The following is a 24,762-nucleotide window of genomic DNA, read 5'->3' as shown; positions in this document are numbered from 1 at the left end:
CCCTCTACCGGCAATCGTCACCATTGCCTTGCGCGACCAATTCACCTTCGCGAAACCTCAAACAGTCGATCGAGCTGCCTGCATTCAGGATGCGGACTCTGTATGGACTGGACATGACGCTGATCATGGTTCCACCCGTTGGCCGCCTGCACTGGTGCGCTGAACCGGTCCACATGCACTCCATCTCTTCGGCGCTTTCAAAAATGGTGTAACCATTTGCCTGAAGTGCACGCTGGACGTTCTCCCGCACGTTTAGTGAGACGGAGTTCTCATTCTCCTCGCGCGGATCGCTCCTTTCGGTCGTGGGTGCCTTTGCCTCCTGCCGTTCGCGTTGCTGTTCCTTGAGGATTGCGATCTCGGCCTTGGCTCGCTCTGCCGCGGCTTCCGCAGCGATCGCCCGCCGCTCCGCCTGCTCCGCCCTTTCGGCTTCGCTTTCAGCGCGTTCAGTTGCTTCACGCTGCGCATTTGTTGCGGCCTCGAGTTCGTTGACACGGCTTGTCTCAACGCCATTGAATATCGCTTCAACCGCAGCCGTTTGCGCCAAACACTCATCGACAAGCGCGGAGACACGGGACCGGGCCTGCATCGGGCTATTCACAAGATCGGCAGAAAACTCCTTCTTCAGGGTTTCGGCATTTTCCTCGGCTTCGGACGTTTCAACCCTGCTGCGCATGAACGCGAGCGCGCCACTCACAGCGTCCCGCGCGTCGGCAAATCCGTCGACATAGCTCTCGTAGCTCCTGCCTGCTTCCAATCGAGCCGCGCAAGACGCAAGCTGAGCGACGATATCTGCCTCTGCGGTTGCGGCCGAAACCGTTTTTGGAACGAGGAACGCGGCAGCAATCAATGCTGTGCAGACACCAGTCCCTGCAGTGGTCAATTCATCACCCATTTGCTCAGATAACGAGATCCTGGAAATAAGCGGCGGAAGAAGGAAGCGGCGCGAAAGATCATGGACCGATCTTGCTTCGCCGGTTTGTTCCTTAAAACTTTATTCTGGCGCCACCCAACACAGCGAAGCTATCTTGAAGATCGGCGGTCTCCTGGTCGAGCGAATAGGTCCGGGCTCCAAGGTAGAGTTCCGTCTGTAGATAGTCGAGGTTCTGGACAATCTGCGCGCCGAAGGAATCGCTCTTGCTGCCCCTGCCCGCGATGTCCTTGCCAAAATAGGCGTCGACCGAAAACGCGGTTTTGCCGACATCGAAGATATCCGCCTGATAGCCGATCTTTACGTAGCCGTAGCGTCCATCAACCGTCTCCTTGTCCGAGTAGCCCGCTGCAAGGGTGAGGCTGAGCCCGGTATCGAGATGCAGGACCGAAACGGACGCATCGTATATCGAGTTGCCATCGCCGGGCCTTGAAAAGGCAAGTGCAGCTGCGACCTTGAAGGCGTCGTAGGTCTCATTGTATCGAACCGCCGCGTCCCAGACGGTGACGTCGGTTTCCTCCGGAACGACTTGTGTTCCGACCGACGTCGCAAAGCTGAAGCCGCCAAAGGCCGGGGTGTCGTAGCGGACGCGCAGCTTGCGGCTAAGGCCGTCATAGTTGGTGAACGCGTCCTTTACGCGGACCGTCGACAGCGTACCGTCGGAGTTTCGGAAAAACGGTCCGCCGGCCATATCCGACACCAGCGAGTAACCAACAACGTCCGTGCCGGACAAATCCACCTCGGCGGTCGTATCCGACGCCATGCTGCCCTGGCCGAACCAGAATTTGCCGTAGTCCTTCGAATTTAGATAGATTTCCGCCTTGCGCAGCAGATCAGTCCCCCAGTCGAAGTGATCCTCGTTCAACTGGTTCACATTGGTTGTCGAGTAAGGGTTCCACTCCCATTCGAGATTGGCCCCGAAAGACCAGTCGTTTTCCATGAGGCTGTAGATGCGAAAGCCCGCGCGTGACGACGAGTTCCCATTGTCGGCCGGAAAATAGTTATCCGTTTGCCCGCCGTCATCGTAGCTCAGCAGGCCTTTGTTGATCTGACCGTAGAATTCGAAATAAGCATTGTCGTCGCCGAGCCGCAGCTTCGGTATCCAATGCTCGGCTTCCTTGCTGGCCTGCGCCGGCTTTGCTGGCTCCTGGGCCGAAGCAGGTGCCGCAACCCCCAGTGCCACGCTGAAAAGTGCGGGTGAGACTACGTGTAATACATGCCGCATCAAAAGCACCTTTCAGTCACGGGCGATTCGCCTTGTCGGTCCGCAGTCAGTATTCGCCACTTTACTTTAGAAGTCTGTTGCAAATTCTCGTCGTGCACTTGTTTTGCCGCTGATCGATTAGATTATTGGCTTCTTATCCGGCGATGATACCCACGATCACCGTCCCCCATGTGGTGAGCAGTATATGGCCGATAGGGACTGCAGGCGTGTAACCAAGGACTGCTACCGAGCTCCCCGACCTGTCCTGGACGGCGGCCATGCCGGCCGTCATGGTCTGCGCGCCGGCTAGTCCACCCAACAACAGTATGGGGTTCATGCCAAGCACGTAGCGTCCAAAGTAGAGGCCTACGATCAATGGAACCATTGTGACGATCATGCCGCCGACCAGGAGCCCGACACCCGCTTCCGCGATAGCGGGGCCAAATACCGGACCTGCATGAAGGCCAGTCATCGCGACGAAGGCGGCAAGACCAAGCGCGGTCATGAGTGACACCGCAGCATCCGGTATGCGACCAAAAAGTGGAAAGCGCGTGCGCAGGTGCCCCACCACCAATCCGGCGAGGAGTGTGCCCACACTGGTGCTCAGCGAAATCCTCATGTCTCCGATAGGAAACGTGACGAGAACGCCGACAAGCCCGCCCAGGAAGATCGCAAGGCCGAGGACCAGGAAGTCCGTTGCAGTGGCCGGCGCGACCACGACACCAATGCGCTTGGCGGCGCTCACCACGACCGGTTCCGGGCCGACGAGGCGAAGGATATCCCCGCGCTGCACTGTGATCCCTGGCGCCAGAGGAATCTCCTGGCCGCCACGACTGATCGTTCGCAGATAGAGGCTTCTTGTCCAGCCTTCTGTCGCCACATCCGCAATGCTTCGGCCGTTAAGTTCAGGGCTCGTCAGCAACACGTCGGTCACCGATATCGGCACGTCCAACAGCTCACGATCCTCGACTTCCTCGGAGCGCTGACCAAGGACGGTGACCAGCACCTCTCGTGTTCCGGACACCGCAACGATATCGCCAGGTTCAATCACAAGCTCGGGAGCGGCCTCAAGGATTAAGCCCCCGCGTCGCAGGCGTTGAATGAATAGTCGATGCTCCGGAAATGTTGCCTCGGCATCGACGACCGATCGACCGGCGATGGGCGCGCCCTCCGCTATCCGGTAGGCGCGAATTTCGAACCTGTGCCAGGCGGACGCGACCCCGGTGGCCTTTCGGGTTATCCCGTATTCTTTCTCAAGTTTTAGCGCCTCGGCGACGAGGTCGATGCCAAGCAATTTTGGACCGACAACGCTGCAAAACAGGATGACGCCAACAGCGCCGAATACGTAGCAAACTGCGTCGGCCACGGCGATGTGGGCGACAAACCGTGCGCGATCCGCCTCGGGCAGCGGCAATGCGTTGATCGCTTCGGTGGCAGTGCCCATTGCCGGACTTTCAGTGAGCGCGCCCGACAAAAGCCCGGCCGCAAATCCAGGATCCAAGCCGAGGATTTTCGCGACCACAACGGCTGTGACCAGCCCGGTCACACAGACGACCACCGCAAGCAGAACAGGCTTCATGCCGTCCCGTTTCAAGGCCTGCAGGAACTGCGGCCCGACCGAGTAGCCGATACCGAAAAGGAACAGGAGAAAAAGCAGCGATTTCGCCATCCCGGCAATCGGAACATCGGCGAACTGACCGATGAGGATACCGGCGAACAACGAGCCGGTGACCGGACCCAGACTGAAACCTCCGAACTTGAGGCCGCCGATCAGATACCCGATGCTAATTGCAAGGAATACGGCAAGCTCAGGATACTTGACCAGGAATTGCTCGATCCAAATCATGACCAGACGAACTCCCTCCCACCTCAATCAAGGGCCAAGGCAGCTTTACCGCCGACGCCAAACGTCCATGCAAACCGGCAATCCATGAAAAGCATGGGGGGTCGAATTCGTCCGGGTAGCAGCCCGCGGACCCGTGCAAGCTCCGGCACTACCGTGCTTTCGCCGATCGTTTCGCCTTGGCCGCAACTGCATCAGGTTTGACTAGCTTCAGACCCCTTGCCTTCTCGTAGCCATGGATCTCCTTCACATCCAGCTTCCGCATGAAGTCGATCGTCTCCTGCGTCAGGACCTGACCCGGCACCATGATGGGGAACCCCGGGGGATAGGGGATGACGAAGTTAGCCGAGACCATTTCCGGACCTTCCTTCAGCCGCTTGTCGCACTCGGCTCCGATCAGCGGTACGTATTCGCAGACCGAAGCATCATAGGCGTGGAAGAAGGCGGCTCGCATGTCGCCTTCGGGCGACGTGCGTCCCGCGTCACCGCGATACAACGCGTGGAAGTGACTGAAATTTGGAAGGTCCGGCACATCCGTCATCAGCGACTTTACCCGTGCAGCGAAGGCAGCCCGCTCGCCCTCGCCGCCATCGGCAAGCCGTTTTTCGATACCACGGCAGATCTCGACCAGGACGCGAACGAGATGCGCGATATCACTGCGGGTATTGTTGATGTTGGACTGCAAAAGCACGCTGTTTCGCGACGTCTTGTTCAGCTGGATATCGTACTCGTTGGCCAGCAGCCCCTTGAATTGGGTTCCGTCAAAGCCAGCCGTTCCACATACCAGCGTCATACGCGTGGGATCGAGGTAGAATTCGTCTTCGTTCATGGCTTTCACCGCCGTGGCCCAGGTCGCACCCGGTGCCAGGTAGTCCTTGAACCCTGACTGGCGATACTGCGCAGGGATCATCTCATCCGCACCGAGAACGCGGAAATACTTCGAAATCAGCGGATGTTCGTTGATCGCCCGACGGATCTTGAGAGCGATCTCGATCGCGTTCATCACCAACCCATACCCATCGAGCTCCATCTGCCGGCGTGCAACGTCGAGACTGGCGATCAGCTGCTGGTTCGGACTTGTCGAGGCATGGGTGAACACCGCCTCGTGGAACTGGGCTTCGACGGTATGAAAATCGACATCCTTGACGAGCAACATTGAGCCTTGCCGGATCGCTGACATCGATTTGTGCGTCGAATTGGTCTGATAGACCCGAAGGCGAACAAGACGCGGATCGGGAAGTAGGCGTGCGGCGAGCAGCGCTTCGTCGGACGGCTCATCGCCAAGGTCCGCACGCTGCTTTTCGTAGGCACTGACCGACGCCGGATCCTGCAACCAGCTTTCGATATCCGCTGCTGCCCCCATGGCCGTGCGTGGCCGCAGGAAGGGTGAAAATCGGGCAAATCCGGACCACGCTTCATCCCAGAGGAAGATGAGGTCCGGCTTGATGGCGAGACACTCCTCCATCACGCGCCTGACGTTATACATGTGCCCGTCGAAGGTGCAGTTGGTGAGGTCGAGCAGTTTCAGCCGGTCCAGACGCCCTTCCGCCCTTAACGTCAAAAGCGCTCGCTTGATCGTCGCAAGCGGCACGGCGCCGTACATCGAGTACTCGGTCATCGGGAACGCTTCGACATAGTAGGGCTGCGCGCCGGTCAGCACCATGCCGTAGTGATGCGACTTGTGGCAGTTGCGATCGACTACCGCAATGTCGCCGGGCGCCAGAAGGGCCTGCACGGCCATCTTGTTGGAGGTGGAGGTGCCGTTCGTCACAAAGAAGACGTGGTCAGCGCCAAAGGCACGTGCCGCCAGCTCCTGAGAGCGTTTGATCGTACCTGTGGGCTCCAAAAGGCTATCGAGACCACCCGTCGTCGCACTGCTTTCCGCAAGGAACAGATTGAGCCCATAGAATTCGCCCATGTCGCGGATCCAGTCAGACTTGAAGACGGATTTGCCGCGCGCGATGGGGAGCGCATGAAATGTACCGATGGGCCGTCGCGCATATTTCTTAAGATTGTCGAAGAAGGGCGTTTCATAGCGTGCCTGCACCCCTTCGAGGATCGCGAGATGCATCTCCAGCGGCTCCTCCACCGCGTAAAACACGCGCCGCACCGCATCCGCCGTCGGATCTCCGGCGATCTTTTCGACTTGCCGGTCGGAAAGCAGATAGACGTCGAGTTCGGGCCGGATGCGTTTCAAGCCGCGCGCCAGGCGAAGCGCCGACATGTCTGGTCCCTCGGTTTCTCCCAGCGGATCAAGCACCGATCGAAGCACAGGCGCGTCGTGCCGTGAGCGGTAAGGAAAACCTTCAGCGAGCACGATAGCGATAATATCGGGGTTCAGGGCGGCCGCGCAGAACGCATCCTCGAAGGACCCGACCAGCACCGGCTCGTAAATGAAACCGTCCTCTGGCCGGCGCAGCCTCCTAATCTCTGCGGCGAATGCCTCCCAACGCGTGGCCGGCTGACTGTTGACGAACAGAACTTCGAAATAGGGCCGGCGCCCGCGAGCCTCTCCGGTTCCCGGCGGCATGATATCGGTCACTTCGGCTCCTGACATTTCGTCATGCACGTCCCATTCACTTTGGCGGCCGCGATAGGAATGGCTGAGCAGCCCATTGGAGATGCGTCGTGCAAGCCTTGCCGCTCCACCGGCATCGTCGGTGGCAATACGCTCTGCCAGAACCGAAAGCAGCCGTCTGCCCGGATAGGCGTAGTATTCCTCCGCCGGTGCCACAGCAGAAATCGCCGCTTCCAGGGCAGCCCGCGCGCCGCGATTGGCGGCCCAGGCGTCTGCCAGCGTCGTGATCTCACGCCAATTGTCGGCGCGTGCCGAATGGATGAGCAGAAACTGATCTACTTGTGCGGTCTTGTTCGGCATAGCGCGCTCCCAATTCGGCTCGTATGGGCTACCCGCGGCCACCGATCTGCGGTTTTCGTCAGTGGTCGCGGCTATTATTATCGACGCAATAAATGGGACGAAGCAGTCTCAAGAAAGGGTCTCTGATCCCGCTGGCCAGGGCTTCGAAAGACGAACCATCCCGGTCCGATAAGAAGCCGCCTACTGGAAAAGATGCGAGATACATGCCTGTAGTCGAAGGGACGCGGCACCTCCGCATCCCCATTTAACCCGGAGATGCGCTAGGTCATCATCATCACGAGCACCATGCCCCAGATCGTCAACAGGGTGTTGCCGACGGCATAGGTCACAGTATAGCCGAGGCCTGGTATCTGGCTCTTGGCGCGATCGTTGATCATCCCGAGCGAGGCAGTCGTGGTGCGCGCGCCGGAACAGCATCCCAACAGAATAGCAGGGTGGAACCGGAACACATATTTTCCGACATACATTGCCAGCACGAGCGGGACGGTCGTTGCGAATATGCCCCAAAGGAACAGGCTGAAGCCAAGCTGCTGCAAGCCAGCTACAAATCCTGGACCCGAGGAAATACCGACCACCGCGATGAAAACGTTGAGACCGACGGAGTTCATGAACCAGACCGTCGATGTCGGTATTCGTCCGAATTTCGGCCGCACGGAGCGGAGCCAGCCGAAGAAAAGCCCGGATATCAATGCGCCTCCAGACGTGGACAGGGTAAACGGCACATCGCCGACCTTGTAGACGAGCGCACCGAGCAAGCCACCGATGGCAATTGCGGCGCCGATGAAGGCGACATCGGCAATGTCACTCGGCCGGTCGGCCACACCCAGGGCTTTGGCGGCAGCCGCGGTGTCCTGCGTTCGCCCGACGATCGTCAGGATATCGCCGCGGTGGACTTGCGTGTTCGGAAGGATCGGAATTTCCGTCGCCGTAGCGCCACGGGCGATCCGGCGCAGGAACACGCCACGGGACGTTGGCCATTGTGCCAGTTCCGCCAGCGTCTTGCCGTTCGCCTCCTTGGTTGTGACAAGAACATCGACCCCTTCGACCGGCACGGCCAGCAACTCGCGGTCGTCGACTTCCTCTGCCGTTTGACCGATCACGCTTACCAGCACTTCGCGCCGCCCGGCCACGGCAACGACGTCGCCTGCCTGGATCACCGTGTCTGCCGTAGCATCCTCGATCTTTCCCCCGCGACGAATACGTTCAATGAAAATCCGCTGCTCAGGGATCATCGATTCGGCTTCACGTGCCGTCTTGCCGACGACCGGCCCGCCCTCGCGGACCCGATAGGCGCGCAACTCGTAGTGGTGCCAAGCGGTTCCAGCGCCCCCCGCTTCCTTCTTGCCACCCTGCTCGGCCTCGTAGCGTTTGCATTCCGCCTCCAGGTCGATACCCATGAGCGCAGGACCGATCAACGCCAGCACGATGGCCGATCCGATCGTTCCGAAAATATAGGTGACGGCATAGGCGACCGGCATGGCGTCCAGAAGACGTTTGGTTTCTTCCGGCGCCAAACCAAGGCGATTGATGGCATCCGTTCCCAATCCCATCGACGCCGAGATGGTCTGCGAGCCTGCATAGAGCCCCAGCGCGGAACCCACATCATAACCGGCTATCTTGGCAGCGATATATGGCGCTCCCAGGCAAAAGACACACACAACCGCCGCGAACAACGCTTGCGGGAGGCCATCCTTCGCGATGCCCCGAACGAATTGCGGCCCGACGCCGTAGCCGATCGCAAACAGGAACATCAGAAAGAACGTGGCCTTGAGCGGCGGCGAAATGGTGATCCCGAGTTGACCGATGATGACGGCAGCGATCAGCGTCGCAGTCACCGCACCGAGGCCAAGGCCTTTGTAGGTGAATGAACCGAAGTAGTATCCCAGCGCCAATGAGAGAAAGATTGCAATTTCAGGATATGTGCGAAGCGTGCTTACGAACCAGTCGATCATAATAACATCCCCAAAACGTGGTAATCGGGACAAAATCAGACTAAGCGCTCATCGCTATTTACGCGAGAATACACCCATGCCCACCCGTTACAAGACATTATTTGTTTATAGTAATACTAGTATGAAAAACGCCGCGGTAACCGCCAGAACGAAGGACATCTTACGCTCTTTGTGCCCGTTCATGCATTCCTGGAGGAAACTGTTAGATGGCCTTTATCCGGGGGCGGCCCTGTCGCTCTATTAGCAGTCTGCGACTCTGCGGAAGAAACCAGAGGCGATCGAAACCTTAAATGCTCCGGTTAGAAGCCGCAGGTCGGTCCAACGGTCGCCTGCGCGTCCCCGAGATCTGGCTGCGAAGGCTTCCTGTCTTTGAACCTTTGGACTGTCAGATCAATCGCGTTCCGGGGTGGTTTCGTCCATCCGTATCTGGCGCAACATGCTGCGCCCAGCAATAAGCATCTCGACAAGGAATGCGACAAGCGATCCGATAAGCGACAGGATCGCACCGCCGAAGAACCAGAAGAGATTTTCTTCACGAAACCCGAACTGAAGCGCACCGGCGAGTAGATTGAGGATTGCCCATCCAGTGCAGATCGCGGCAAACGTCCCGAGTGCGACAGCTATTTCCAGGGCAAGCGTACGGCGGCGCAGATAGTCCAACTGCGTGCGTCGCCCGCCCCCTCGCTCACCTTTTTCCTGTATCGCATTGAGCCGATCGGAAACCCTGCCAAGACGCATCTCGTAGACACCGACGAAACCTGCCGTACCAGCGAGGAGAAATACCGGCGCCAGAGCAGTTTGGACAATAGAGGCAAGATCCGTGACGATTGCTGGTGTTTGCATGTGTGCTCTCAACAACTTTCGCGCAATAGAACATTAGCAATCTGTAGCGGCCTCCCCAAAAGGCAAATCACTATAAGCGGGCTCGGGGGGCGGTCACTTACGATTGAAGGCCAAAATAGCCGCAGCCACTCCAGGGCAAATTCACCCTTGCGTGTGCTCGTGAAAAGAACAGGAAGCACGACCTTTGTTACGTCAAAAGAAGCGGAGAAGGCCAAAGGCAAGCACGGCCTGCCAGAACATTTGACAGAAAATCTTGCACCAGCTGAGAAGCTCGTTGCCAGCGCCGGCGGCGCCCTGAAGAGGAACGACGTCAACACGAACCACGCGGCCTGGCCGTGAGCCACCTGCACTTTTGGGTACGTGCGCCAATAGGGACCGCGTCTTGGTCCTTTAAGTCAGCTGTTCACCCATGGAGAGCCTGCGAAACGCGAGGCAGACATTGGCGACAAGCGCCTCCTTTTTGGGGCCACGGTCTGGGTAGCGGGTCATGTTGTCGCCATTGTGCATGAAGACGTAGCCGCCGCGCGCCGTCGTCGTCGGGTACTGCCAGATCCAGTCCGCAGGCTTCAGGTCGCCCTTACTGGAAGAGCTCGGCATATCTGCTCGCAGGCGCATTGCTTTCAGTTTCAAGGATCGCAGCGACCTGGTCGTCTTTCAGTTCGGCGCCGTAAATGAGCTTGTAGTTGTCGAGGATCTGCTTCTTGAAGGTGGGAGCAAAATCGGCCCCATGGGCGACCGCCGCCAGCCATTCCGATGTCAGGAAGATTTCCGGCGCATCGGGGGTGCGGGCAAAGATCGGCTGCTTGTATACGCGCTTCTCCTTCACGGCCTTCAGGCTGGCAAGGACCGGGTTGTTGAAGAAATCCTTGGGGTTGAGGTCGGTCGCATAGGCGGGAATGATGATGATGTCCGGGTTCCAGACGAGCAACTGTTCAAAATCGACGGTTCGCCACCATTCACCGGTTTTATCCGCCGCCGGGTTGGTGACGCCGCTGAGGGAAAGATCCTGCGAGCCATTGGCGATGACCTGGATCTGGTCGGCGACCTTGTCGATGTGAAGGACAGACGGAAGCGCCGACTTGTCGAGCTTGGCAACCTTTTCATTGAGGGCCTTCAACGTTTCGGACTGTGCTTCAGGATTGCCTGGGCGCGGTCGTTGCGGCCGGTCATGTAGCCACTGAGCGTGACATAGTCGAGCCGGTCCTGCTCGGAGCAGCATTGCCAGCCGACGACAGTGAGCCCCACCCGCTCCAGCGGTTCGATAAGCTTCTCGTCATGGGTCCACTGGATCACCACGTCGGGTTTTTCCGCAAGGATCGCCTCGACATTCGGTACGAAGCCATCCTGGGCGGCACTGGCATTGATTTTGGCCATTTCCGGGAGCATCTCGGCATAGATGCCGCTGGTAAAGTACCTCACCAGCGAATCCTTGTTCATGCCGACGATGCGATCGGCCTTTTCGTCCACGGCACGATAGATGATCCGCGCCGAGCGAACTGTCGTCACGACGCGTTCCGGCGGTTTTGCAAACATGACCTTCTTGCCGCGGTGGTCGAGGAAGGCCGTTTCGGTCGACGCCGCGGCCGGCAGAAACGCCGATAGGGACAGTACCAGTGCAGTGAATGTCTTGAGGCGGCTTGACATGTACGCTCCATCGCAAGGTCGGTAGGTTCGGACCAAGTTCTGCCAGTCAAGTTATCGCGCCGTGTCCAGCGCTCGGTAAATTTTTAGGGAGATTCGCCAGAAGATGCTGCTGCACCGGACGAATAGCGCGGTCTGCCTCCAGGCACCAAGGCAGTTTAGTAAACCGCATCGGTCGCGCGAAGATGCCGAGCCAGTCTACGGTTGGCGGCAGTTGACGATTTCCGGAGGTCTTCCCCGTCAATAATTGACGGTTCCCTCCTCACCGCGGCTGCAACGCGCTCGTGCGGAATGTAACCGTTACGTTCTTCAGTAGTACGATATATTCGACATAATGCTGACGAAGAGCGAACCTGGGGAAATACTGTGTGGTTTAAGCGGCTCTTGAAATGGGCCAATCGAGAATGTGACGAGAGGAGTCAAACATGAGCAAGCGGCAGCCCAAACAAAGCGGCTGGCAAACTACGCGGGACCTGAAGTGTTGAGGAATCCAGGTTGGAACAAGCAAAGGAGTGGCTGGAGTCGGTGGGCTCTGGTTGTTCTGACTGTTCCGCCGGCGATTCTGCTAGCCGTGGCAGCCGCATGGGCCTCGCTTGCATTGTGGTATCGTCTTCCCGTTTCCGAATTCACAAGAGGTTTTATCGCCGGACTCTTTGCACTTGTCGGGCTTTTGACGGTCGCCGCGCTGTTTGGCCGCTGGCGTCTCAAAGCTCTCCTGGTATTTGCAGTTGCGTTCGCAGTTGTCTTGATTTGGTGGAGGACGATCAAACCCGTCGAAGACGGTTCGTGGGCACCTGATGTTGCACGACAGGTTACAGGCGAATTTCACGGCGACCTGCTGACACTAACCAATGTTCGCAACTTCGAATGGCACAGCAGCACGGAATTCGTCGAACGGTGGACCACGCGGACCTACGATATGAGGAAGCTCCGAACAGTCGACCTGTTCATGTCCTATTGGGCGGGGCCAGAGATTGCCCATGTAATATTCAGCTTTGGATTTGAAGGCGGCGAGCAGCTCCCGTGGTCGGTCGAAGTCCGTCGGCGGGTTGGCGGCGCGTTCTCGCCGCTCGCAGATTTGTTCAAGAGCAATCCTTTGGTGATCATCGCAGCCGACGAACGGGACGTGGTGGGCGTCCGGTCAAATTTCCGCAGCGAGGATGTTCAAATCTATCGCCTGAAGGCGTCACCTGACCAGGCGCGTGCGCTTCTGCGCGAGTATGTTACAGACGCCAACGCTCTTGCCACAACGCCGCTCTTCTACAACTCGCTTACGACCAACTGCACGACGACGGTTGTCAAGATGATGCGCGTTGTAGGAGACTCGATCCCGTTCGACTGGCGTCTCATCGTCAACGGGTATCTTCCCGACTACGCTTATGATCGGGGGGCGGTCGATACGTCAGTGTCGCTCGCAGAACTCAGAAATGCCAGTCATATCGGCCAACGTGCTCGGGACGACGGGTTGTCGCCAAATTTCTCAAAGGCAATAAGACTCGGCGTGCCTTCGCCAGTGCCGCAGGGCTCGCCTTGAAGACGGCGAACGGTCATCAGGGAGCTCATCAGCAATCCGCAACAGCCTGTTTCATTCTTCGCTACGTGCGCATGTCAGTCTTCTGATGGAGTTTCTTCCCCGAGCCAACTGGGCGTGAGCCTTGCCCCGCCTTCCCCGGCGGGGTTTTCTTTTGGACGATTTTGCGCGGCGCGCCAGCCTGGAACATATGGTGTTCCCTACGCCCCAACAAACTCCATGACCTCAAAAGCAAAAGCGCCCGCAGGAGATGCAGGCGCTTGGCAATTCTTCAGTCTTTAAGATCGCCTTAGCGGGCGAAGGCCGTACGTGCGACGCGGTCGATGTCGGCGCGTTCGATGCCGAGGTCGCGAAGTTCGCGGTTCGACATGCGGCCCAGCTCGGTGACCGTCTGACGGTACTTGCGCCAGTTGTTGATGGAGCGTGCGATGTTCATTTGATCCCCCTTTCAATGGGCTTTCGAAGCCTGGCTGCCAGTCCGTGGCGCCTCGTTTCGCTTCGATGAACACCTTATAGCTCAGGCTTTCCCTAAGTTGCAGCGCTCAAAACTCAGCGCTCCCATGTGGGAAATGCATAGGCGGTCGCCAGCCGACGGTTCAGCTGCGATGGCCATGAACCATCATGAGAGCTGTGCGTTACATGTCAGATCGTGAGGTAAAGAACATGGCGCGAACTTTTAGAAGCCAAAGCCACCGGGCGAACCTACTCCATCTTGCACTCGCGGTGCTCGCAATGCTGTTCATCGCAGCGATAGTGGCACTGCTTTAGGCTCGTGCAGGACGCCATTTGCCGCCACGGATCGGCGCCACACATTGGCCCGGCATGTGTCGCTGAGGCCGATTACGACAATACCAGTTTAAAACCTATCAAAAATTTTGCATAAGGGGTCATCCGGAAAGGTGATCCCCATGAACGATCAGACAACGCTCGAGTTTCTTGCCAGCCAAATGTCGGGCGACAGCGGCGAGCCGCTCTATCGCCGCCTTGAAGAGGCGATCAAACAGGCCATCAGCGCCTCGACACTCCGCCGCGGTTCGGTCATCCCCAGCGAGCGGGACTTGAGCGAGGGCCTTTCGATTTCGCGCGTGACGGTGCGCAAGGCGATCGAAGGGCTCGTCGCTGATGGCCTGCTTGACCGCCGCCAGGGGGCAAAGACCGTTGTTTCATCACGTGTCGAGAAATCCCTGGCCACGATGACGAGCTTCTCCGAAGATATGCGCTCGCGCGGGCTGGAACCCGGTTGCACCTGGATCTCACGTGAAATCAGCCGCCCGTCACCCGCTGAAATGATGGCGCTTGGCATTCCGGCGGGAGAAAAAATCGTACGCCTTAGACGATTGAGGACGGCCAACGACACGCCGATCGCGATCGAAACGGCATCGCTTCCCGCCCGCTTTGTGCCGGATCCGGACGCCATCGGCGCGTCCTTGTACGAATATCTCGCAGCCCACGGCGCTTTGCCTGTCCGGGCACTGCAGCGCATGCAGGCAAAGCCTGCAAGCGATGAAGAGCGACGCCTGCTCGCAACGCCCGAAGACACGAGCCTGCTCGTCATGGAGCGGCGCTGTTTCCTGGCCGATGGGCAAATTGTCGAATTCACCCAGACCAAGTACCGGGGTGACGTCTACGACTTCGTTATCGAGCTGATGAGGTAATACCAGTATAATTCCTGTTGCAATCTGGTCTTACACTGTTACCGTGAGGCCTCCATTGGGAGAGCCTGCGTGACCTTCGACATCCATAGCCTCAAGCACGGTCTGATCGTTTCTTGCCAACCGGTGAAAGGCGGCGTCATGGACAATGCCGCCATGGTTGTCGGTTTCGCCTTGGCCGCGCTCGACGGCGGCGCAACCGCCCTTCGCATCGAATCTGCAGACTATGTTCGCGCCGTGCGCCAGGCGACCGATCGGCCAATTATCGGCCTCGTCAAACGCGACCTGGAGACATCGCCGATCCGCATCACCCCCTTTGTCGAGGACGTCGATGCTCTGGCGGCAGCCGGCGCCGATATCATCGCCTATGATGCCACTGCTCGCGAACGGCCGGTTGCGACCAGGACGCTGATCGAGCGCATTCACGCCGGCGGCAAGATCGCCATGGCGGATTGCTCTGTTTTCGCCGACGCCGAGCGCGCGCTTGCCGAAGGTGCCGAGATCGTCGGCTCAACCCTTGCTGGCTACACCGGACCGGTCGAGCCGACGGAGCCGGACTTCGCGCTCATCGCCGCCATGCGCGGCCTCACCCCTCACGTGGTTGCCGAAGGCTGTGTGCGCACGCCCGAACAGGCCGCTCAGGCGCTGCAGGCGGGGGCCTTCACTGTCGTCGTCGGTTCCGCGATCACGCGTCCCGAACATGTGACGGCGTGGTTCCGGCAGGCGCTCGATCAAACGCTTGCCGGAAGCGAGGCTTGATCATGACTGAGCCCCGGACCGTTCTTTCGATCGATGTCGGCGGCACGAAGATGCTGGCTGCCCTTATCCGGGGAACAGAGATCGTCGACACGCACCGGATGCCGACGCCCCGCCAAGGCGACCCGACCCAGTGGCTCGCCGCACTCTTCGGTGCGATCGCGTCCTGGCGCGGTGCGTACGGCTCGGTCGGCGCCGCGGTCACTGGCATTGTCGATAACGGCCAATGGTCAGCGCTCAACCGCAACACACTCGCCATACCTGATCGGTTTCCGCTGACAGCGACGATCGAAAGACTGGCTGACGTGCCGGTACTGGCTGCAAACGACGCCCATGCGGCCGCCTGGGGTGAATACGCCTTTGGCGCAGGCAACCGCGAAGACATGGTCTTCCTGACGATCTCCACCGGCATCGGCGGCGGCATCGTCCTGAACGGGCGTCTGCTCGAGGGCCTCGCCGGACACTTCGGCCAATCGCGTAGTGCCGAATGGGCTGATGATGTGCTCGAAGATCGCGTGTCCGGCCACTGGATCGCCAGGGAGGCATCCCCCCACCAATCCGGCGCCACCGCGCGCGACGTCTTTGCCGCGGCCCGAAATGCCGATGACTGGGCCAGGCGCATCATCGAAACATCCGCGGGGCGAACCGCGCTGCTCTGCCGCAACATCCAGCTCACGTTGGACCCGAAACGCATCGTCATCGGCGGCAGCATCGGCCTGGCCGAAGGCTATCTCGCCGCCGTCGAACGCGCACTGGAACCGGTGCCGCCACGCCTTCGACCATCGCTACACGCCGCCGCCCTTGGGGAGAATGCAGGGGTGATCGGCGTTGCTAATCTTGCAGAGTGTCAACAAAACTTGAGGGAGAACCAAAAATGACATTTGCGACAACGAAAAGACGTGCGCTGCTCGCCGCAGCGGGTATTGCGAGCCTGCTGGCGGCCACGCCGGCCCTTGCGGAAGTAACGGTGCTCGGCTGGCCGGGCGGCCCGGAAGAAACGGCACTGCGGGCTGCCGCCGACGCCTACAACGCCAAGTCAGACGTTGCCGAGAACGACAAGGTCGAACTTCTGTTCTTCAACCGAGACGGCTTCTGGGACAAGCTGCAGGCCGATCTCGCCGCTGGCTCGAAGGCCTTCGACCTCAACCTGCTCGCTACCTATTCGATCGGCCGTTACGCGCCGTTCATGGAGCCGGTCGAACTTTCGGGCGAAGCCAAGGCGGTCTATGGCGATTCCGTACTGTCGACCATGCAGTACCAGGGCAAGCAATATGGCGTGCCAACCGATCTCTCGCTTCACTTCATGTATTTCCGCAAGGACCTGATCGAGGCCCTGCTGAAAGATGACGCCGGCAAGGCGAAATATGCCGAGATCTCGGAGAAGTATCTCGGCAAGAAGCTGGAGCCCAAGATCCCGGACGAGTGGATCTGGGACGATTACGCCGCCACCGCGCTCTACTTCACTCAGGCGGTCAACCCGGACAGCCCGACCCGCTACGGCACGGTGCTGCAGCTCAAGAACCTTCTCTTCAACATCATGGTCTGGCAGTCGGTACCACGCGCCTATGGTGCGAACTGGATGGACGACAGCGGCAAGATCACCGTGAACTCCGATGCCTATCGAAAGGGCCTCGAGATCTACAAGCTGCTCTACGACAATGGCGCATCACCGAAGGACTCACTGTCTTACGAATTTGCCGAGGCGAATGCCGCCTTTGCGTCTGGCCAAGTGGCCGCAATGCTGCAATGGAATGCGGCAGCCGGCGACCTGACGAGCAAGGAGAAATCCCCTGCTGTGGCAGACGTGACCGAAACGGTCGCACCACCTGCAGGTCCTCAAGGGCGCTTCACCCATATCCACGGCCTCGGTTTCGGCCTCAACAAGAATGCCGAAAACAAGGAGGGTGCGGCCAAGTTCGCGAAGTGGCTGTCTTCCAAGGAAGCCGCGCTGATCTACGCCAAAAACAACGGCGCACCAGCCCTGACGCCGGAAGTGGTCGTTGAGGTCGCCGATTCCCGGCCTGATCTCGTCAAGCTCGGCGAATTCGCCGGCAAGTACGGTTACGTCATGAACGGTGCTACGTCAGCCAAGGCGCTGTCGGTCTACGAACTGCAGGCCAAGGAGTTCACCGGCTACTGGTCCGGCCAGCAATCGATCGAGGATGCGCTCGCTAACACCGAAAAGGGCATGGCAGACCTGCTGAAGTAAGTGAAAGGGTTGCGGCGTCCTCCAGGAGGCCGCAGCCCTCAACGACAAGCGGGTACCGGGGAATCTTTCTCCACCCCACTTGCCAGTGCTCCACACGGGATCCAGGTGCGCCGCGTCCGCGGTGCCAAAGAGCCATCCAGCTCAAGGATTTGGGCTGGCTAGATCTCCTGTAACAGGCACTGGGAAGTGGACCGAGGAAACGCCTTGCGTCCCCTTGCCCGACCGACAACAGACACAGATCGGTGCCATGACGATAGCCAGACCGCAATCCAATGCCCCTGAGTTCCGGCTGCTCGCCACGCCGCTCGTCCTCTTCCTGCTCGTTTTCCTGGGCTTCCCGGCCCTCGTCAATCTGATCTATTCGGTCTCCGAGGTCTCCTTCGAGACGCTGCGCCAGCCGACGTTTACCGGGCTCAAGAACTTTCTCTCGGTCTGGAGCGATGCGGCTTTCTGGCAGGCGAGCTGGTTCTCGCTGCGCTTCGGCCTCTTGACCGCTATTCTCGAATGCCTGCTCGGGCTGTCGCTGGCGATCTTCCTGTCGCCGCTCATCGAAAAACGGAGCTGGCTGATGGCGATCCTGATGCTGCCGCTCATGGTCGCGCCGGCACTGGTCGGCCTGATGTACCGCCTTGTCTTGCACGAATTCGTCGGGCCGGTACCTTATTATCTCTGGACCTATTTCGGCGCCAGCATCTCGTTCCTTGGGCCCGGCTCCGCCTTCTGGACCCTGGTCGTCGTTGAGACGTTGCAGTGGACACCATTCACGCTGCTGCTTTTCTACATGGCCTATCAGGCGATCCCTTCCGAGATTGCCGAAGCATCCGCAATGGACGGGGCGCGAAGCCTGCAGCGCCTGTGGTTCATCGAACTGCCGATGATGGGCCCTACGATCGCGGCCGCGTTGCTTATCCGCTTCATCGACGGCTTCCGGGTCTTTGACAACGTCTATGTGTTGACCGGGAGCGGTCCCGGCGGATCGACGGCATCGCTGTCGATCTACATCTATGAGGCCTTCTTCAAGCAGGGCGCCATCGGCAAGGCGGTTGCCGCCTCAGTCGTCCTGTTCGTCGCCTCCTTCGCCGTGCTTTATGGCCTCAATGCTCTCGCCAGCCGGCGGAAAGGAGCCAAGCGATGATGTCAGCACTCCGTTGGTTCGTTTTCGCTGTTGCCGCCATCGGCTTGAACTTTCCGGTGCTGGTGACGCTTTCCACCTCGTTCAAGAGTGCGCGCGAGCTTTCCGGCAACCCCGGTCTCTGGGTCCAGGCCCCGACATTTGAGAACTACCGCGCCGTGTTCGAGGTCTCCGATCGGCTGAACATCTTCCTCTATCTGTTCAACAGCCTTGCTGTGGCGCTGATGGGAACGGTACTTGCCGTGGCGCTGGCGCTCCCCGCAGCCTACGCGATTGCCCGCGGCAAGATTGGCGAACGCACACTCCTGCCCCTTATTGTCAACCTGCGCGCCGTGCCGCTGATCATCTTCGCGATCCCGCTCTACATGATGTTCCAGTGGCTTGCGCTGCTTGATACGCGCCTGGGGCTGGGGCTGATCCTGACGATCGTCAACCTGCCGCTTGCGCTCGTCATCCTCGTCAACGCCATCCGTGACCTGCCCGCGGAACTCGACGAGGCTGCCCTCATGGATGGTGCAAACCGCACGCAGATCCTCATCAAGGTCGTGATGCCGCTCTGCCGGCCGGCGATCGTCACCAGCCTGATCTTCGGCTTCATCACCGCGTGGAACGAATTCCTCTTCGGCCTGATGCTGACGACCTCCAAGGCAGTTCCGGTCACGGTCGGCGCATCCTTCTTTTTTGCCGCAAGCGGCGGCGGTGTGCAGTGGGGCGTAGCATCGGCAGTGATGGTCGTCGGCGCTTTGCCGCCAATGCTGCTCGGCCTCGTGATGTACCGCCAGATCAGTGGATCGATGACCGCCGGCGCGGTCAAGGGTTGATATTCCAGGAGACACGCATGGGAACGATTTCGCTCAGGAAAGCCGGAAAGCGCTACGGCGCAGTTGAGATCATCCGGGAGCTCGACCTTGAGATCGCCGACGGTGAATTCGTCGTCATCGTCGGGCCCTCCGGCTGCGGCAAGTCAACGCTGTTGCGCATGATCGCGGGTCTCGAGGCAACGACCGACGGCCAGATTTTGATCAATGGGCGGGATGCGACGTCCGCTTCGCCGGTCGATCGTCAGCTCGCCATGGTCTTCCAGTCCTATGCGCTCTATCCGCACATGACGGTGCGGCAGAACATGGGCTTCGGCCTGAGGCTCGCCAAGGTGCCGTCGGAGACCGCAAGGGCCAAGATCGAGGCAGCGGCGGAAACGCTGAAGCTCACGCCCCTTCTGGACCGCTATCCGAAGGAGCTCTCGGGCGGCCAGCGCCAGCGAGTCGCAATCGGGCGGGCAATTGTGCGCGAGCCGGTCGGCTTTCTCTTTGACGAGCCGCTTTCAAACCTCGATGCGGCGCTGCGCGTCGATATGCGACTTGAGATCGCCAAGCTGCATCGCACGCTTGGCGCCACCATGATCTATGTGACCCATGACCAGGTGGAGGCGATGACGCTGGCCGACCGGATCGTCGTGATGAAGGACGGGCGGATCATGCAGCAGGGTAGCCCGAGAGACCTCTACGAAAAGCCGGCGAACCTTTTCGTCGCGCAGTTCATCGGCAGCCCAAAGATGAACCTCCTGCCATGCCGGCGCGACCAGGGCGGCCGCCTCGACCTGAGCGGCGAAGGCGATCTAGCGCTTCCCATGCCAGGGACGGTCGAACCCGAGAAACTGGGCGCAAGGCCCGAGCACTTGGCGCTGGTTGCTCCGGAAACTGGGCATTGCCGCGGCGTCATCGAGGCGAGCGAGTATCTCGGCGGCAATATGAGCGTCTTCGTTCGCGCCGGCCGGCTCGGCCTGATCAATGTCAGCGCACCGGCCGACACACCTTTTCGCGTTGGCGAAGCCGTCGGGATCCGGATCGACGAGAGCCGGTCCTCGCTGTTCGATGGTACGGGCGCAGCAATTGGTGCCTGACACTGGGGGATCCCTCGAAGGCCTTTGAGCTAGGCAGGCGCTCAAGCGATCGGCAGCGTTCAGATGGCAAAAATCGGTTCATTGGCCGATTTCACATCAAACGCTGCGGACCCTGGCAGACGAAAGAAAAGCCTTCGATTGACCCAACAGCAAGCATGCACATTGGGGAACAGTTGAAATTTGTCGGTCGGACAGCCGACAGTGCGATTTCACATAGATACCCAGCAATCATGAGCGATAATGGTACCGAATGCCGACGAGCAACAGGGTCGTCCTGGCCGGGATGGCCCAGCGAAGTGCTCGTCGCTGTAGCGCTGAATGAAAGCCGATGAAATGTCGCGAAAGTATCTAGCACTCCAGGCCGACGGCGCCGTTGGAAAGATGGAGTTGAACCAAGAGATCGCGGCCGCGCTCGAAAGGTTGCCGGATGATCCTTCGCTCTACTTCGATCTTGGAGAAGCACATCTGCTTATTCCGCTCGAGCAGCTTGTTAACGCGCGAATGCGCGAACGAGGCATCATCAGCGCGAACCGCTATATGCTTGCGTCGGCGCGCGGCAAGCAGGAGAAGCGAAAACCCCTCACTGTACACGCCCTTGGCAACGGGCTGTGGCTCGTGGTGGACGGGAATTCAACGCTGCTCAATGCTCGTCATTCCAATTGGCGGGCTGTACCTTGCACCACGGTTGACAAACCGACGTGGGATCCGAGCTCAGCCTGACGATCACAAGTGCAGACGTAGATCCGGGTCGCGGGGTTGGCGCCTACGGAGCTAGCGCAGGTGCCTGGTGCGCCACCCCATCCTGAATAGCGCGCTCTTCCGCTGGCAGCGCCAGCAGATGAATGAACATTGGACACTCCAATCCTGTCAGCATGCCGGGCAAAGTGGCCGTGTGGCCGAGGCGAGCGGGGTTTGCATGGCACCCCCGCTTCATTCAAAAACGCCCTCGGCGATCACCCCCTACGACTGTGAGAGAGCCCCGTAACCCGGCCGTTTATAGAGCGTGCTTTCGTTCGCCACTATTTCCGGGTCGTAGACACTCGCATCCCACTCCGCCGGATCCACTTCTAAGATGGAAACGGAAAGCGAAGCGTCGCTTGAGCCTAGGATGGTTTTCGCAGCTTCGACCACTTTCGCGGCGAATTCCTGTTTCTGCTCCTCGGTGCGGCCAGGGAACATCTTTACGACTATGTGCGGCATTTCCATTCCATTCGTTGATACCAAGTGCCATGACGGGAAGACGACAGGGCCCAAGGGCAAGCCGCAAATCCTGCCGACCTCGACGAGTCCACAATGTGATTGCGGACGATCAATGCCAACTCATTGCCATTGCTTGCGTCTGCACTGACCCTATCATCCCGATACCAGGTGCTTTCGCGAACATCAAAGCTTGATGACGGTCTTCTTTGCAAGCAACCCCTGCGGAGCAAAGAGCAGAACCCCGATGACGAGCAGGATGGTGAAGGCGTCGCGGTAGCTGAGCAGGCTTTCCGGCAGATAGGCTTGCAAGAACACTTCGATGAAGCCGAGCAGAAAGCCGCCGGCGACAGCGCCGGAGAGGCTGCCGAGCCCACCGATAATTGCGGCGATAAAGGCTTTGAGCACTGGCAGGAAGCCCATCAACGGATCGACACTGCCGCGCTGGGCCACCCAGAGGATGCCGGCGACGCCGGCAAGCAGGCCGGAGATCGCAAAGGCGGTAGCGACCACCGCATTGGCGCGGATACCCATCAGCCGAACGATAGCGAAATCTTCGGATGCAGCACGCATAGCACGACCGAGCACGGTCGTGCGAAGGAAGAGGTTCAGGCCGACCAGCATGATGATCGTGACGAGGATCGAGGTTCCCTGAATGAGGCCCAGATGCAGGCCGCCGATCTCGATCGTGCCAGAAAAGCTCTCGGGCATCGGCACCGGCTTCGGACGGGCGGAAATGAAATTCTGGAAGATCACGCGCAGGATCGCGCTAACGGCAAAGCTCGTTAGAAGCAGCGTCGTGCCACTGGCGCCGCGCACCGGCCGAAAGGCGATGCGCTCCATCAGCATGGCAAGCACGATGGCGATCAAAAGAGCCGCACAGACAGCGAGCGGAAACGGCAGGTCCAGCAACAGGGCAAAGCAGAGGCCGTAGCCGGCAGCCGTCATCAGTTCGCCATGGGCGAAATTGATGAGCCCCATGATCGAAAAGACGACCGCAAGGCCAAGCGCCAGAAGCGCATAAGTGCCGCCGAGGCTGAGCGCATTGACGAGTTGCTGCAGGAACATATCCATGAATTGACCCTCCACGCGCTCGGCTCAGGCGCCGAGATAGGCGCCCTGGATTTCGGTTGAATTGCGCAGTTCGGCGGCCGTGCCCGAAAGCACGACCCGGCCATTGGCCATGACGTAGCCCGCGTCAGCAATCTCGAGCGACAGAGAGACGTTCTGCTCGACCAGGAGGATCGTCAGGCCCTTTTGTCTCAGCCCGGCGATCAGGTCGAAGATCAGATCCACCACCTGCGGCGCCAGGCCGAGCGAGGGCTCGTCGAGCAGCAACAAGTCAGGCGACGACATCATCGAGCGGGCGATCGCGAGCATCTGCTGTTCTCCCCCTGAGAGCGAGCCGGCCTTCTGGGTGAGGCGTTCTTTCAGGATCGGGAATCGCGAGAGCATGTCTTCGCGCACCTCTGATATCGCGCCGCGCGCCTTGTGCATGGCACCGCCGAGCAGCAGGTGTTCGTCGACGGTGAGGCTCGGGAAGATGCGCCGTCCCTCGGGCTTCAAGGTCATTCCGAGCCGGACAATCTGTTCCGGCGCGAGGCCGGAAACATCCCGGCCGTTGAAAGACACACGTCCGGCCTTCTTTCCCGCCAGACCGACAAGCGCGTTCAGCGTCGAGCTCTTGCCAGCGCCGTTGCCGCCGAGCAACGTCACGATCTGCCCTTTGCCGACGGCGAGATCAACACCCTTCAGGGCTTCGACCGCACCATAGGCGACCTTAAGGCCGCTCACTTCCAGAAGCGGCTTCAGAACGGGAATTTCACTCATCATCATCGGGCAAAGTCCTTGCCGTGGATTGCAAAGCGCCGCCGGCGCAGACAGGCACGATCCCCGGGGAAATCCGGGGACCACCACAGGTGATCGATCAGGGGGCTGGAACGTCGGCGGCCGCCGGAACGCCCTGACTGATCAGCTGGCGATTGCCGCTTTCGATCTGCACCAGCGATACCGAGCGCATCGGCATCCCTTGCGTGCCGGCATAGCTGATCGGGCCGGTCACACCCTGGACGTTTTCGAGCGAGGCGATCGCGTTGCGTATGGCAACCGGATCGATACTGTTTGCCTCCGTCACCGCCGCGTCGATCACCTTGCCAAGGTCGTAGCCGTTGGCGATGTAGACCGTATCCGGCACCTGACCGTATTTTTCCTTGTACTTCACATTGAAGTCAGCAAGCGGGCTGCCTTCGCTGGCAAAGCCTGCGGTTGTAAAGACAACCCCGTCGACGGTGGCACCAAGGCCGAAGGTCGTGGGCGAATCGATGCCGTCGCTGCCGAGGATCGGCGTGGCCACCCCTGCACCGCGCAGCTGACGGATGAAGGCTGGGAAATCCGGCTCGTAGGCCGCCGTCATGATGACGTCGGGCGCCGGGTTCATCGCCTTGATCTTGGTGACCTCGGCGCCGAAGTCCTGCTGGCCCATGCTGTAGGTGCCCTCACCGAGCAGTTCGCCGCCCTTGGCTTTGAACGCAACGGCGAAATACTCCGGCAGCTTCAGAGTATAGGCGCTATCCGGCGACTTCAGGATGTAGGCCTTCTTGTAACCCTTCTCGAACGCGTAGGTCGCAAGAACAGAGGCCTGGACGTTGTCGGCCGGATAATTGCCAAACATGTAGTCGCCCACCGCAAGCGGCATGGTCGGCGTCGTGGCGCAGAAGGAGAAGGCGGGGATCTGGGCTGCCTGCGTCACCTGGCCGGCAGCAATCGACGGATCGGCATCGCAAGGCGTGATCACGATCTTGACGCCTTCGTCAACCAGCTCCTGCGCCACCAGCGCCGTCTGCGCCGCATCCGAGCGCGTATCCTTGGCGACGAGCTTGATCGGGAATTTGCCGGCAGCACCACCGGCCGCATTGATCTCCTCGACCGCCATTTCCAGACCCTTCAGCGACGGCTGGTCATAGGGTGCAAGACCGCCGGTCTGTGCGGTCGCAAGACCGATAACCAGATCGTCTGCAAATGCGGGTAGCGGCGACAACGCGATACCGCCAAGCATGGTTGTGAGGCACAGGGCCGTGACGTTCTTCTTCATCCGAA

The 24,762-nt window shown here is 59.8% G+C and carries 24 protein-coding genes; 10 read left to right on the top strand and 14 right to left on the bottom strand.

The window, feature by feature from the left end:
- Nucleotides 1-4: 4 nt before the first annotated feature.
- The 6 genes from AC3WVQ_RS31575 to AC3WVQ_RS31550 all read right to left on the bottom strand — a co-directional run bounded on the left by AC3WVQ_RS31575 (nt 5) and on the right by AC3WVQ_RS31550 (nt 9,648).
- On the bottom strand, nt 5-880 hold the full coding sequence (locus tag AC3WVQ_RS31575) for a hypothetical protein (protein WP_146749591.1): 876 nt from the start codon (nt 878-880) through the stop codon (nt 5-7).
- Nucleotides 881-983: 103 nt separating this feature from the next.
- On the bottom strand, nt 984-2,153 hold the full coding sequence (locus AC3WVQ_RS31570; protein ID WP_089045952.1) for a porin: 1,170 nt from the start codon (nt 2,151-2,153) through the stop codon (nt 984-986).
- A 133-nt stretch (nt 2,154-2,286) separates the two neighbouring features.
- Nucleotides 2,287-3,978 carry an aspartate-alanine antiporter gene (gene aspT / locus AC3WVQ_RS31565; protein WP_060609836.1) on the bottom strand — a complete coding sequence of 564 codons (1,692 nt, stop codon included), beginning with the start codon at nt 3,976-3,978 and terminating at the stop codon, nt 2,287-2,289.
- Between the two features lie 148 nt (nt 3,979-4,126).
- A complete protein-coding gene (locus AC3WVQ_RS31560) occupies nt 4,127-6,853 on the bottom strand; it encodes an aminotransferase class I/II-fold pyridoxal phosphate-dependent enzyme (protein ID WP_034798734.1) in 2,727 nt (908 codons plus the stop codon).
- Nucleotides 6,854-7,113: 260 nt separating this feature from the next.
- A complete protein-coding gene (aspT, locus tag AC3WVQ_RS31555) occupies nt 7,114-8,805 on the bottom strand; it encodes an aspartate-alanine antiporter (RefSeq protein ID WP_034798732.1) in 1,692 nt (563 codons plus the stop codon).
- 390 nt (nt 8,806-9,195) lie between these two features.
- A complete protein-coding gene (locus AC3WVQ_RS31550; RefSeq protein ID WP_034798730.1) occupies nt 9,196-9,648 on the bottom strand; it encodes a DUF2721 domain-containing protein in 453 nt (150 codons plus the stop codon).
- Nucleotides 9,649-9,795: 147 nt separating this feature from the next.
- On the opposite strand from AC3WVQ_RS31550, the gene AC3WVQ_RS31545 reads away from it, so the two are divergent.
- A complete protein-coding gene (locus tag AC3WVQ_RS31545) occupies nt 9,796-9,987 on the top strand; it encodes a hypothetical protein (protein WP_192444510.1) in 192 nt (63 codons plus the stop codon).
- Between the two features lie 51 nt (nt 9,988-10,038).
- Here AC3WVQ_RS31545 and AC3WVQ_RS31540 read toward each other — a convergent pair whose 3' ends face one another.
- Genes AC3WVQ_RS31540 through AC3WVQ_RS31530 form a run of 3 tightly spaced genes read right to left on the bottom strand, consistent with a single transcriptional unit; the run spans nt 10,039 to nt 11,292 of the window.
- Nucleotides 10,039-10,245: a hypothetical protein gene (locus AC3WVQ_RS31540; protein WP_492383439.1), complete on the bottom strand. Its 207-nt coding sequence runs from the start codon at nt 10,243-10,245 to the stop codon at nt 10,039-10,041.
- Nucleotides 10,226-10,765 (bottom strand): ABC transporter substrate-binding protein, encoded by a 540-nt coding sequence (locus AC3WVQ_RS31535; RefSeq protein WP_246713272.1) that lies wholly within the window; start codon nt 10,763-10,765, stop codon nt 10,226-10,228. Before AC3WVQ_RS31535 ends, AC3WVQ_RS31540 begins: the two co-directional genes overlap by 20 nt.
- A complete protein-coding gene (locus AC3WVQ_RS31530; RefSeq protein ID WP_492383438.1) occupies nt 10,762-11,292 on the bottom strand; it encodes a TroA family protein in 531 nt (176 codons plus the stop codon). The genes AC3WVQ_RS31535 and AC3WVQ_RS31530 overlap by 4 nt, the downstream gene beginning before the upstream one ends.
- 529 nt (nt 11,293-11,821) lie before the next feature.
- Here AC3WVQ_RS31530 and AC3WVQ_RS31525 point away from each other — a divergent pair.
- The gene (locus AC3WVQ_RS31525) at nt 11,822-12,823 is read left to right on the top strand and encodes an Lnb N-terminal periplasmic domain-containing protein (RefSeq protein ID WP_034798802.1); all 1,002 of its coding nucleotides are present in this window, start codon (nt 11,822-11,824) and stop codon (nt 12,821-12,823) included.
- 286 nt (nt 12,824-13,109) lie between these two features.
- Here the strand turns inward: AC3WVQ_RS31525 and AC3WVQ_RS31520 are convergent, their stop codons facing one another.
- Nucleotides 13,110-13,256 (bottom strand): DUF1127 domain-containing protein, encoded by a 147-nt coding sequence (locus AC3WVQ_RS31520; protein WP_064817045.1) that lies wholly within the window; start codon nt 13,254-13,256, stop codon nt 13,110-13,112.
- 472 nt (nt 13,257-13,728) lie between these two features.
- On the opposite strand from AC3WVQ_RS31520, the gene AC3WVQ_RS31515 reads away from it, so the two are divergent.
- The 8 genes from AC3WVQ_RS31515 to AC3WVQ_RS31480 all read left to right on the top strand — a co-directional run bounded on the left by AC3WVQ_RS31515 (nt 13,729) and on the right by AC3WVQ_RS31480 (nt 21,189).
- Nucleotides 13,729-14,475 (top strand): GntR family transcriptional regulator, encoded by a 747-nt coding sequence (locus AC3WVQ_RS31515; protein ID WP_034798725.1) that lies wholly within the window; start codon nt 13,729-13,731, stop codon nt 14,473-14,475.
- Nucleotides 14,476-14,544: 69 nt separating this feature from the next.
- Nucleotides 14,545-15,231, top strand: a complete 687-nt coding sequence (locus AC3WVQ_RS31510) for an N-acetylmannosamine-6-phosphate 2-epimerase (RefSeq protein WP_034798722.1) — start codon at nt 14,545-14,547, stop codon at nt 15,229-15,231.
- 50 nt (nt 15,232-15,281) lie between these two features.
- Nucleotides 15,282-16,106 (top strand): ROK family protein, encoded by an 825-nt coding sequence (locus AC3WVQ_RS31505; protein ID WP_246802715.1) that lies wholly within the window; start codon nt 15,282-15,284, stop codon nt 16,104-16,106.
- Nucleotides 16,103-17,437, top strand: a complete 1,335-nt coding sequence (locus tag AC3WVQ_RS31500) for an extracellular solute-binding protein (RefSeq protein WP_192444513.1) — start codon at nt 16,103-16,105, stop codon at nt 17,435-17,437. The genes AC3WVQ_RS31505 and AC3WVQ_RS31500 overlap by 4 nt, the downstream gene beginning before the upstream one ends.
- 247 nt (nt 17,438-17,684) lie before the next feature.
- Nucleotides 17,685-18,572 carry a carbohydrate ABC transporter permease gene (locus tag AC3WVQ_RS31495; protein WP_051659465.1) on the top strand — a complete coding sequence of 296 codons (888 nt, stop codon included), beginning with the start codon at nt 17,685-17,687 and terminating at the stop codon, nt 18,570-18,572.
- Nucleotides 18,569-19,390, top strand: a complete 822-nt coding sequence (locus AC3WVQ_RS31490) for a carbohydrate ABC transporter permease (RefSeq protein WP_192444514.1) — start codon at nt 18,569-18,571, stop codon at nt 19,388-19,390. The genes AC3WVQ_RS31495 and AC3WVQ_RS31490 overlap by 4 nt, the downstream gene beginning before the upstream one ends.
- A 17-nt stretch (nt 19,391-19,407) precedes the next feature.
- Nucleotides 19,408-20,469: an ABC transporter ATP-binding protein gene (locus AC3WVQ_RS31485; RefSeq protein WP_090301584.1), complete on the top strand. Its 1,062-nt coding sequence runs from the start codon at nt 19,408-19,410 to the stop codon at nt 20,467-20,469.
- A 318-nt stretch (nt 20,470-20,787) separates the two neighbouring features.
- Nucleotides 20,788-21,189: a hypothetical protein gene (locus tag AC3WVQ_RS31480; protein WP_060516733.1), complete on the top strand. Its 402-nt coding sequence runs from the start codon at nt 20,788-20,790 to the stop codon at nt 21,187-21,189.
- A 240-nt stretch (nt 21,190-21,429) separates the two neighbouring features.
- Here the strand turns inward: AC3WVQ_RS31480 and AC3WVQ_RS31475 are convergent, their stop codons facing one another.
- The 4 genes from AC3WVQ_RS31475 to AC3WVQ_RS31460 all read right to left on the bottom strand — a co-directional run bounded on the left by AC3WVQ_RS31475 (nt 21,430) and on the right by AC3WVQ_RS31460 (nt 24,757).
- On the bottom strand, nt 21,430-21,669 hold the full coding sequence (locus AC3WVQ_RS31475; protein WP_060609394.1) for a tautomerase family protein: 240 nt from the start codon (nt 21,667-21,669) through the stop codon (nt 21,430-21,432).
- Nucleotides 21,670-21,852: 183 nt separating this feature from the next.
- Nucleotides 21,853-22,740 carry a branched-chain amino acid ABC transporter permease gene (locus AC3WVQ_RS31470; RefSeq protein ID WP_192444515.1) on the bottom strand — a complete coding sequence of 296 codons (888 nt, stop codon included), beginning with the start codon at nt 22,738-22,740 and terminating at the stop codon, nt 21,853-21,855.
- A gap of 24 nt (nt 22,741-22,764) precedes the next feature.
- Nucleotides 22,765-23,502 carry an ABC transporter ATP-binding protein gene (locus AC3WVQ_RS31465; protein ID WP_492383437.1) on the bottom strand — a complete coding sequence of 246 codons (738 nt, stop codon included), beginning with the start codon at nt 23,500-23,502 and terminating at the stop codon, nt 22,765-22,767.
- A gap of 91 nt (nt 23,503-23,593) precedes the next feature.
- Nucleotides 23,594-24,757, bottom strand: a complete 1,164-nt coding sequence (locus AC3WVQ_RS31460) for an ABC transporter substrate-binding protein (RefSeq protein ID WP_051659459.1) — start codon at nt 24,755-24,757, stop codon at nt 23,594-23,596.
- Between the last annotated feature and the right edge of the window lie 5 nt (nt 24,758-24,762).

The organism is Ensifer sp. EB106-05-01-XG146 (assembly GCF_058791875.1).
The sequence above is the reverse complement of the archived record's forward strand: the minus strand, read 5'-3'. Positions and strand labels throughout refer to the sequence as shown.

Bases quoted from the DNA above. Each gene is read 5' to 3' on its own strand.
- AC3WVQ_RS31485 (WP_090301584.1), top strand. From the start codon at position 19,408: ATGGGAACGATTTCGCTCAGGAAAGCCGGAAAGCGCTACGGCGCAGTT.
- AC3WVQ_RS31505 (WP_246802715.1), top strand. From the start codon at position 15,282: ATGCTGGCTGCCCTTATCCGGGGAACAGAGATCGTCGACACGCACCGG.
- aspT (WP_034798732.1), bottom strand. From the start codon at position 8,805: ATGATCGACTGGTTCGTAAGCACGCTTCGCACATATCCTGAAATTGCA.
- AC3WVQ_RS31475 (WP_060609394.1), bottom strand. From the start codon at position 21,669: ATGCCGCACATAGTCGTAAAGATGTTCCCTGGCCGCACCGAGGAGCAG.
- AC3WVQ_RS31560 (WP_034798734.1), bottom strand. From the start codon at position 6,853: ATGCCGAACAAGACCGCACAAGTAGATCAGTTTCTGCTCATCCATTCG.
- AC3WVQ_RS31540 (WP_492383439.1), bottom strand. From the start codon at position 10,245: ATGCCGAGCTCTTCCAGTAAGGGCGACCTGAAGCCTGCGGACTGGATC.
- AC3WVQ_RS31480 (WP_060516733.1), top strand. From the start codon at position 20,788: ATGAAAGCCGATGAAATGTCGCGAAAGTATCTAGCACTCCAGGCCGAC.
- AC3WVQ_RS31495 (WP_051659465.1), top strand. From the start codon at position 17,685: ATGACGATAGCCAGACCGCAATCCAATGCCCCTGAGTTCCGGCTGCTC.
- AC3WVQ_RS31490 (WP_192444514.1), top strand. From the start codon at position 18,569: ATGATGTCAGCACTCCGTTGGTTCGTTTTCGCTGTTGCCGCCATCGGC.
- AC3WVQ_RS31570 (WP_089045952.1), bottom strand. From the start codon at position 2,153: ATGCGGCATGTATTACACGTAGTCTCACCCGCACTTTTCAGCGTGGCA.
- AC3WVQ_RS31515 (WP_034798725.1), top strand. From the start codon at position 13,729: ATGAACGATCAGACAACGCTCGAGTTTCTTGCCAGCCAAATGTCGGGC.
- AC3WVQ_RS31530 (WP_492383438.1), bottom strand. From the start codon at position 11,292: ATGTCAAGCCGCCTCAAGACATTCACTGCACTGGTACTGTCCCTATCG.
- AC3WVQ_RS31465 (WP_492383437.1), bottom strand. From the start codon at position 23,502: ATGATGATGAGTGAAATTCCCGTTCTGAAGCCGCTTCTGGAAGTGAGC.
- AC3WVQ_RS31550 (WP_034798730.1), bottom strand. From the start codon at position 9,648: ATGCAAACACCAGCAATCGTCACGGATCTTGCCTCTATTGTCCAAACT.
- AC3WVQ_RS31500 (WP_192444513.1), top strand. From the start codon at position 16,103: ATGACATTTGCGACAACGAAAAGACGTGCGCTGCTCGCCGCAGCGGGT.
- aspT (WP_060609836.1), bottom strand. From the start codon at position 3,978: ATGATTTGGATCGAGCAATTCCTGGTCAAGTATCCTGAGCTTGCCGTA.
- AC3WVQ_RS31520 (WP_064817045.1), bottom strand. From the start codon at position 13,256: ATGAACATCGCACGCTCCATCAACAACTGGCGCAAGTACCGTCAGACG.
- AC3WVQ_RS31460 (WP_051659459.1), bottom strand. From the start codon at position 24,757: ATGAAGAAGAACGTCACGGCCCTGTGCCTCACAACCATGCTTGGCGGT.
- AC3WVQ_RS31470 (WP_192444515.1), bottom strand. From the start codon at position 22,740: ATGGATATGTTCCTGCAGCAACTCGTCAATGCGCTCAGCCTCGGCGGC.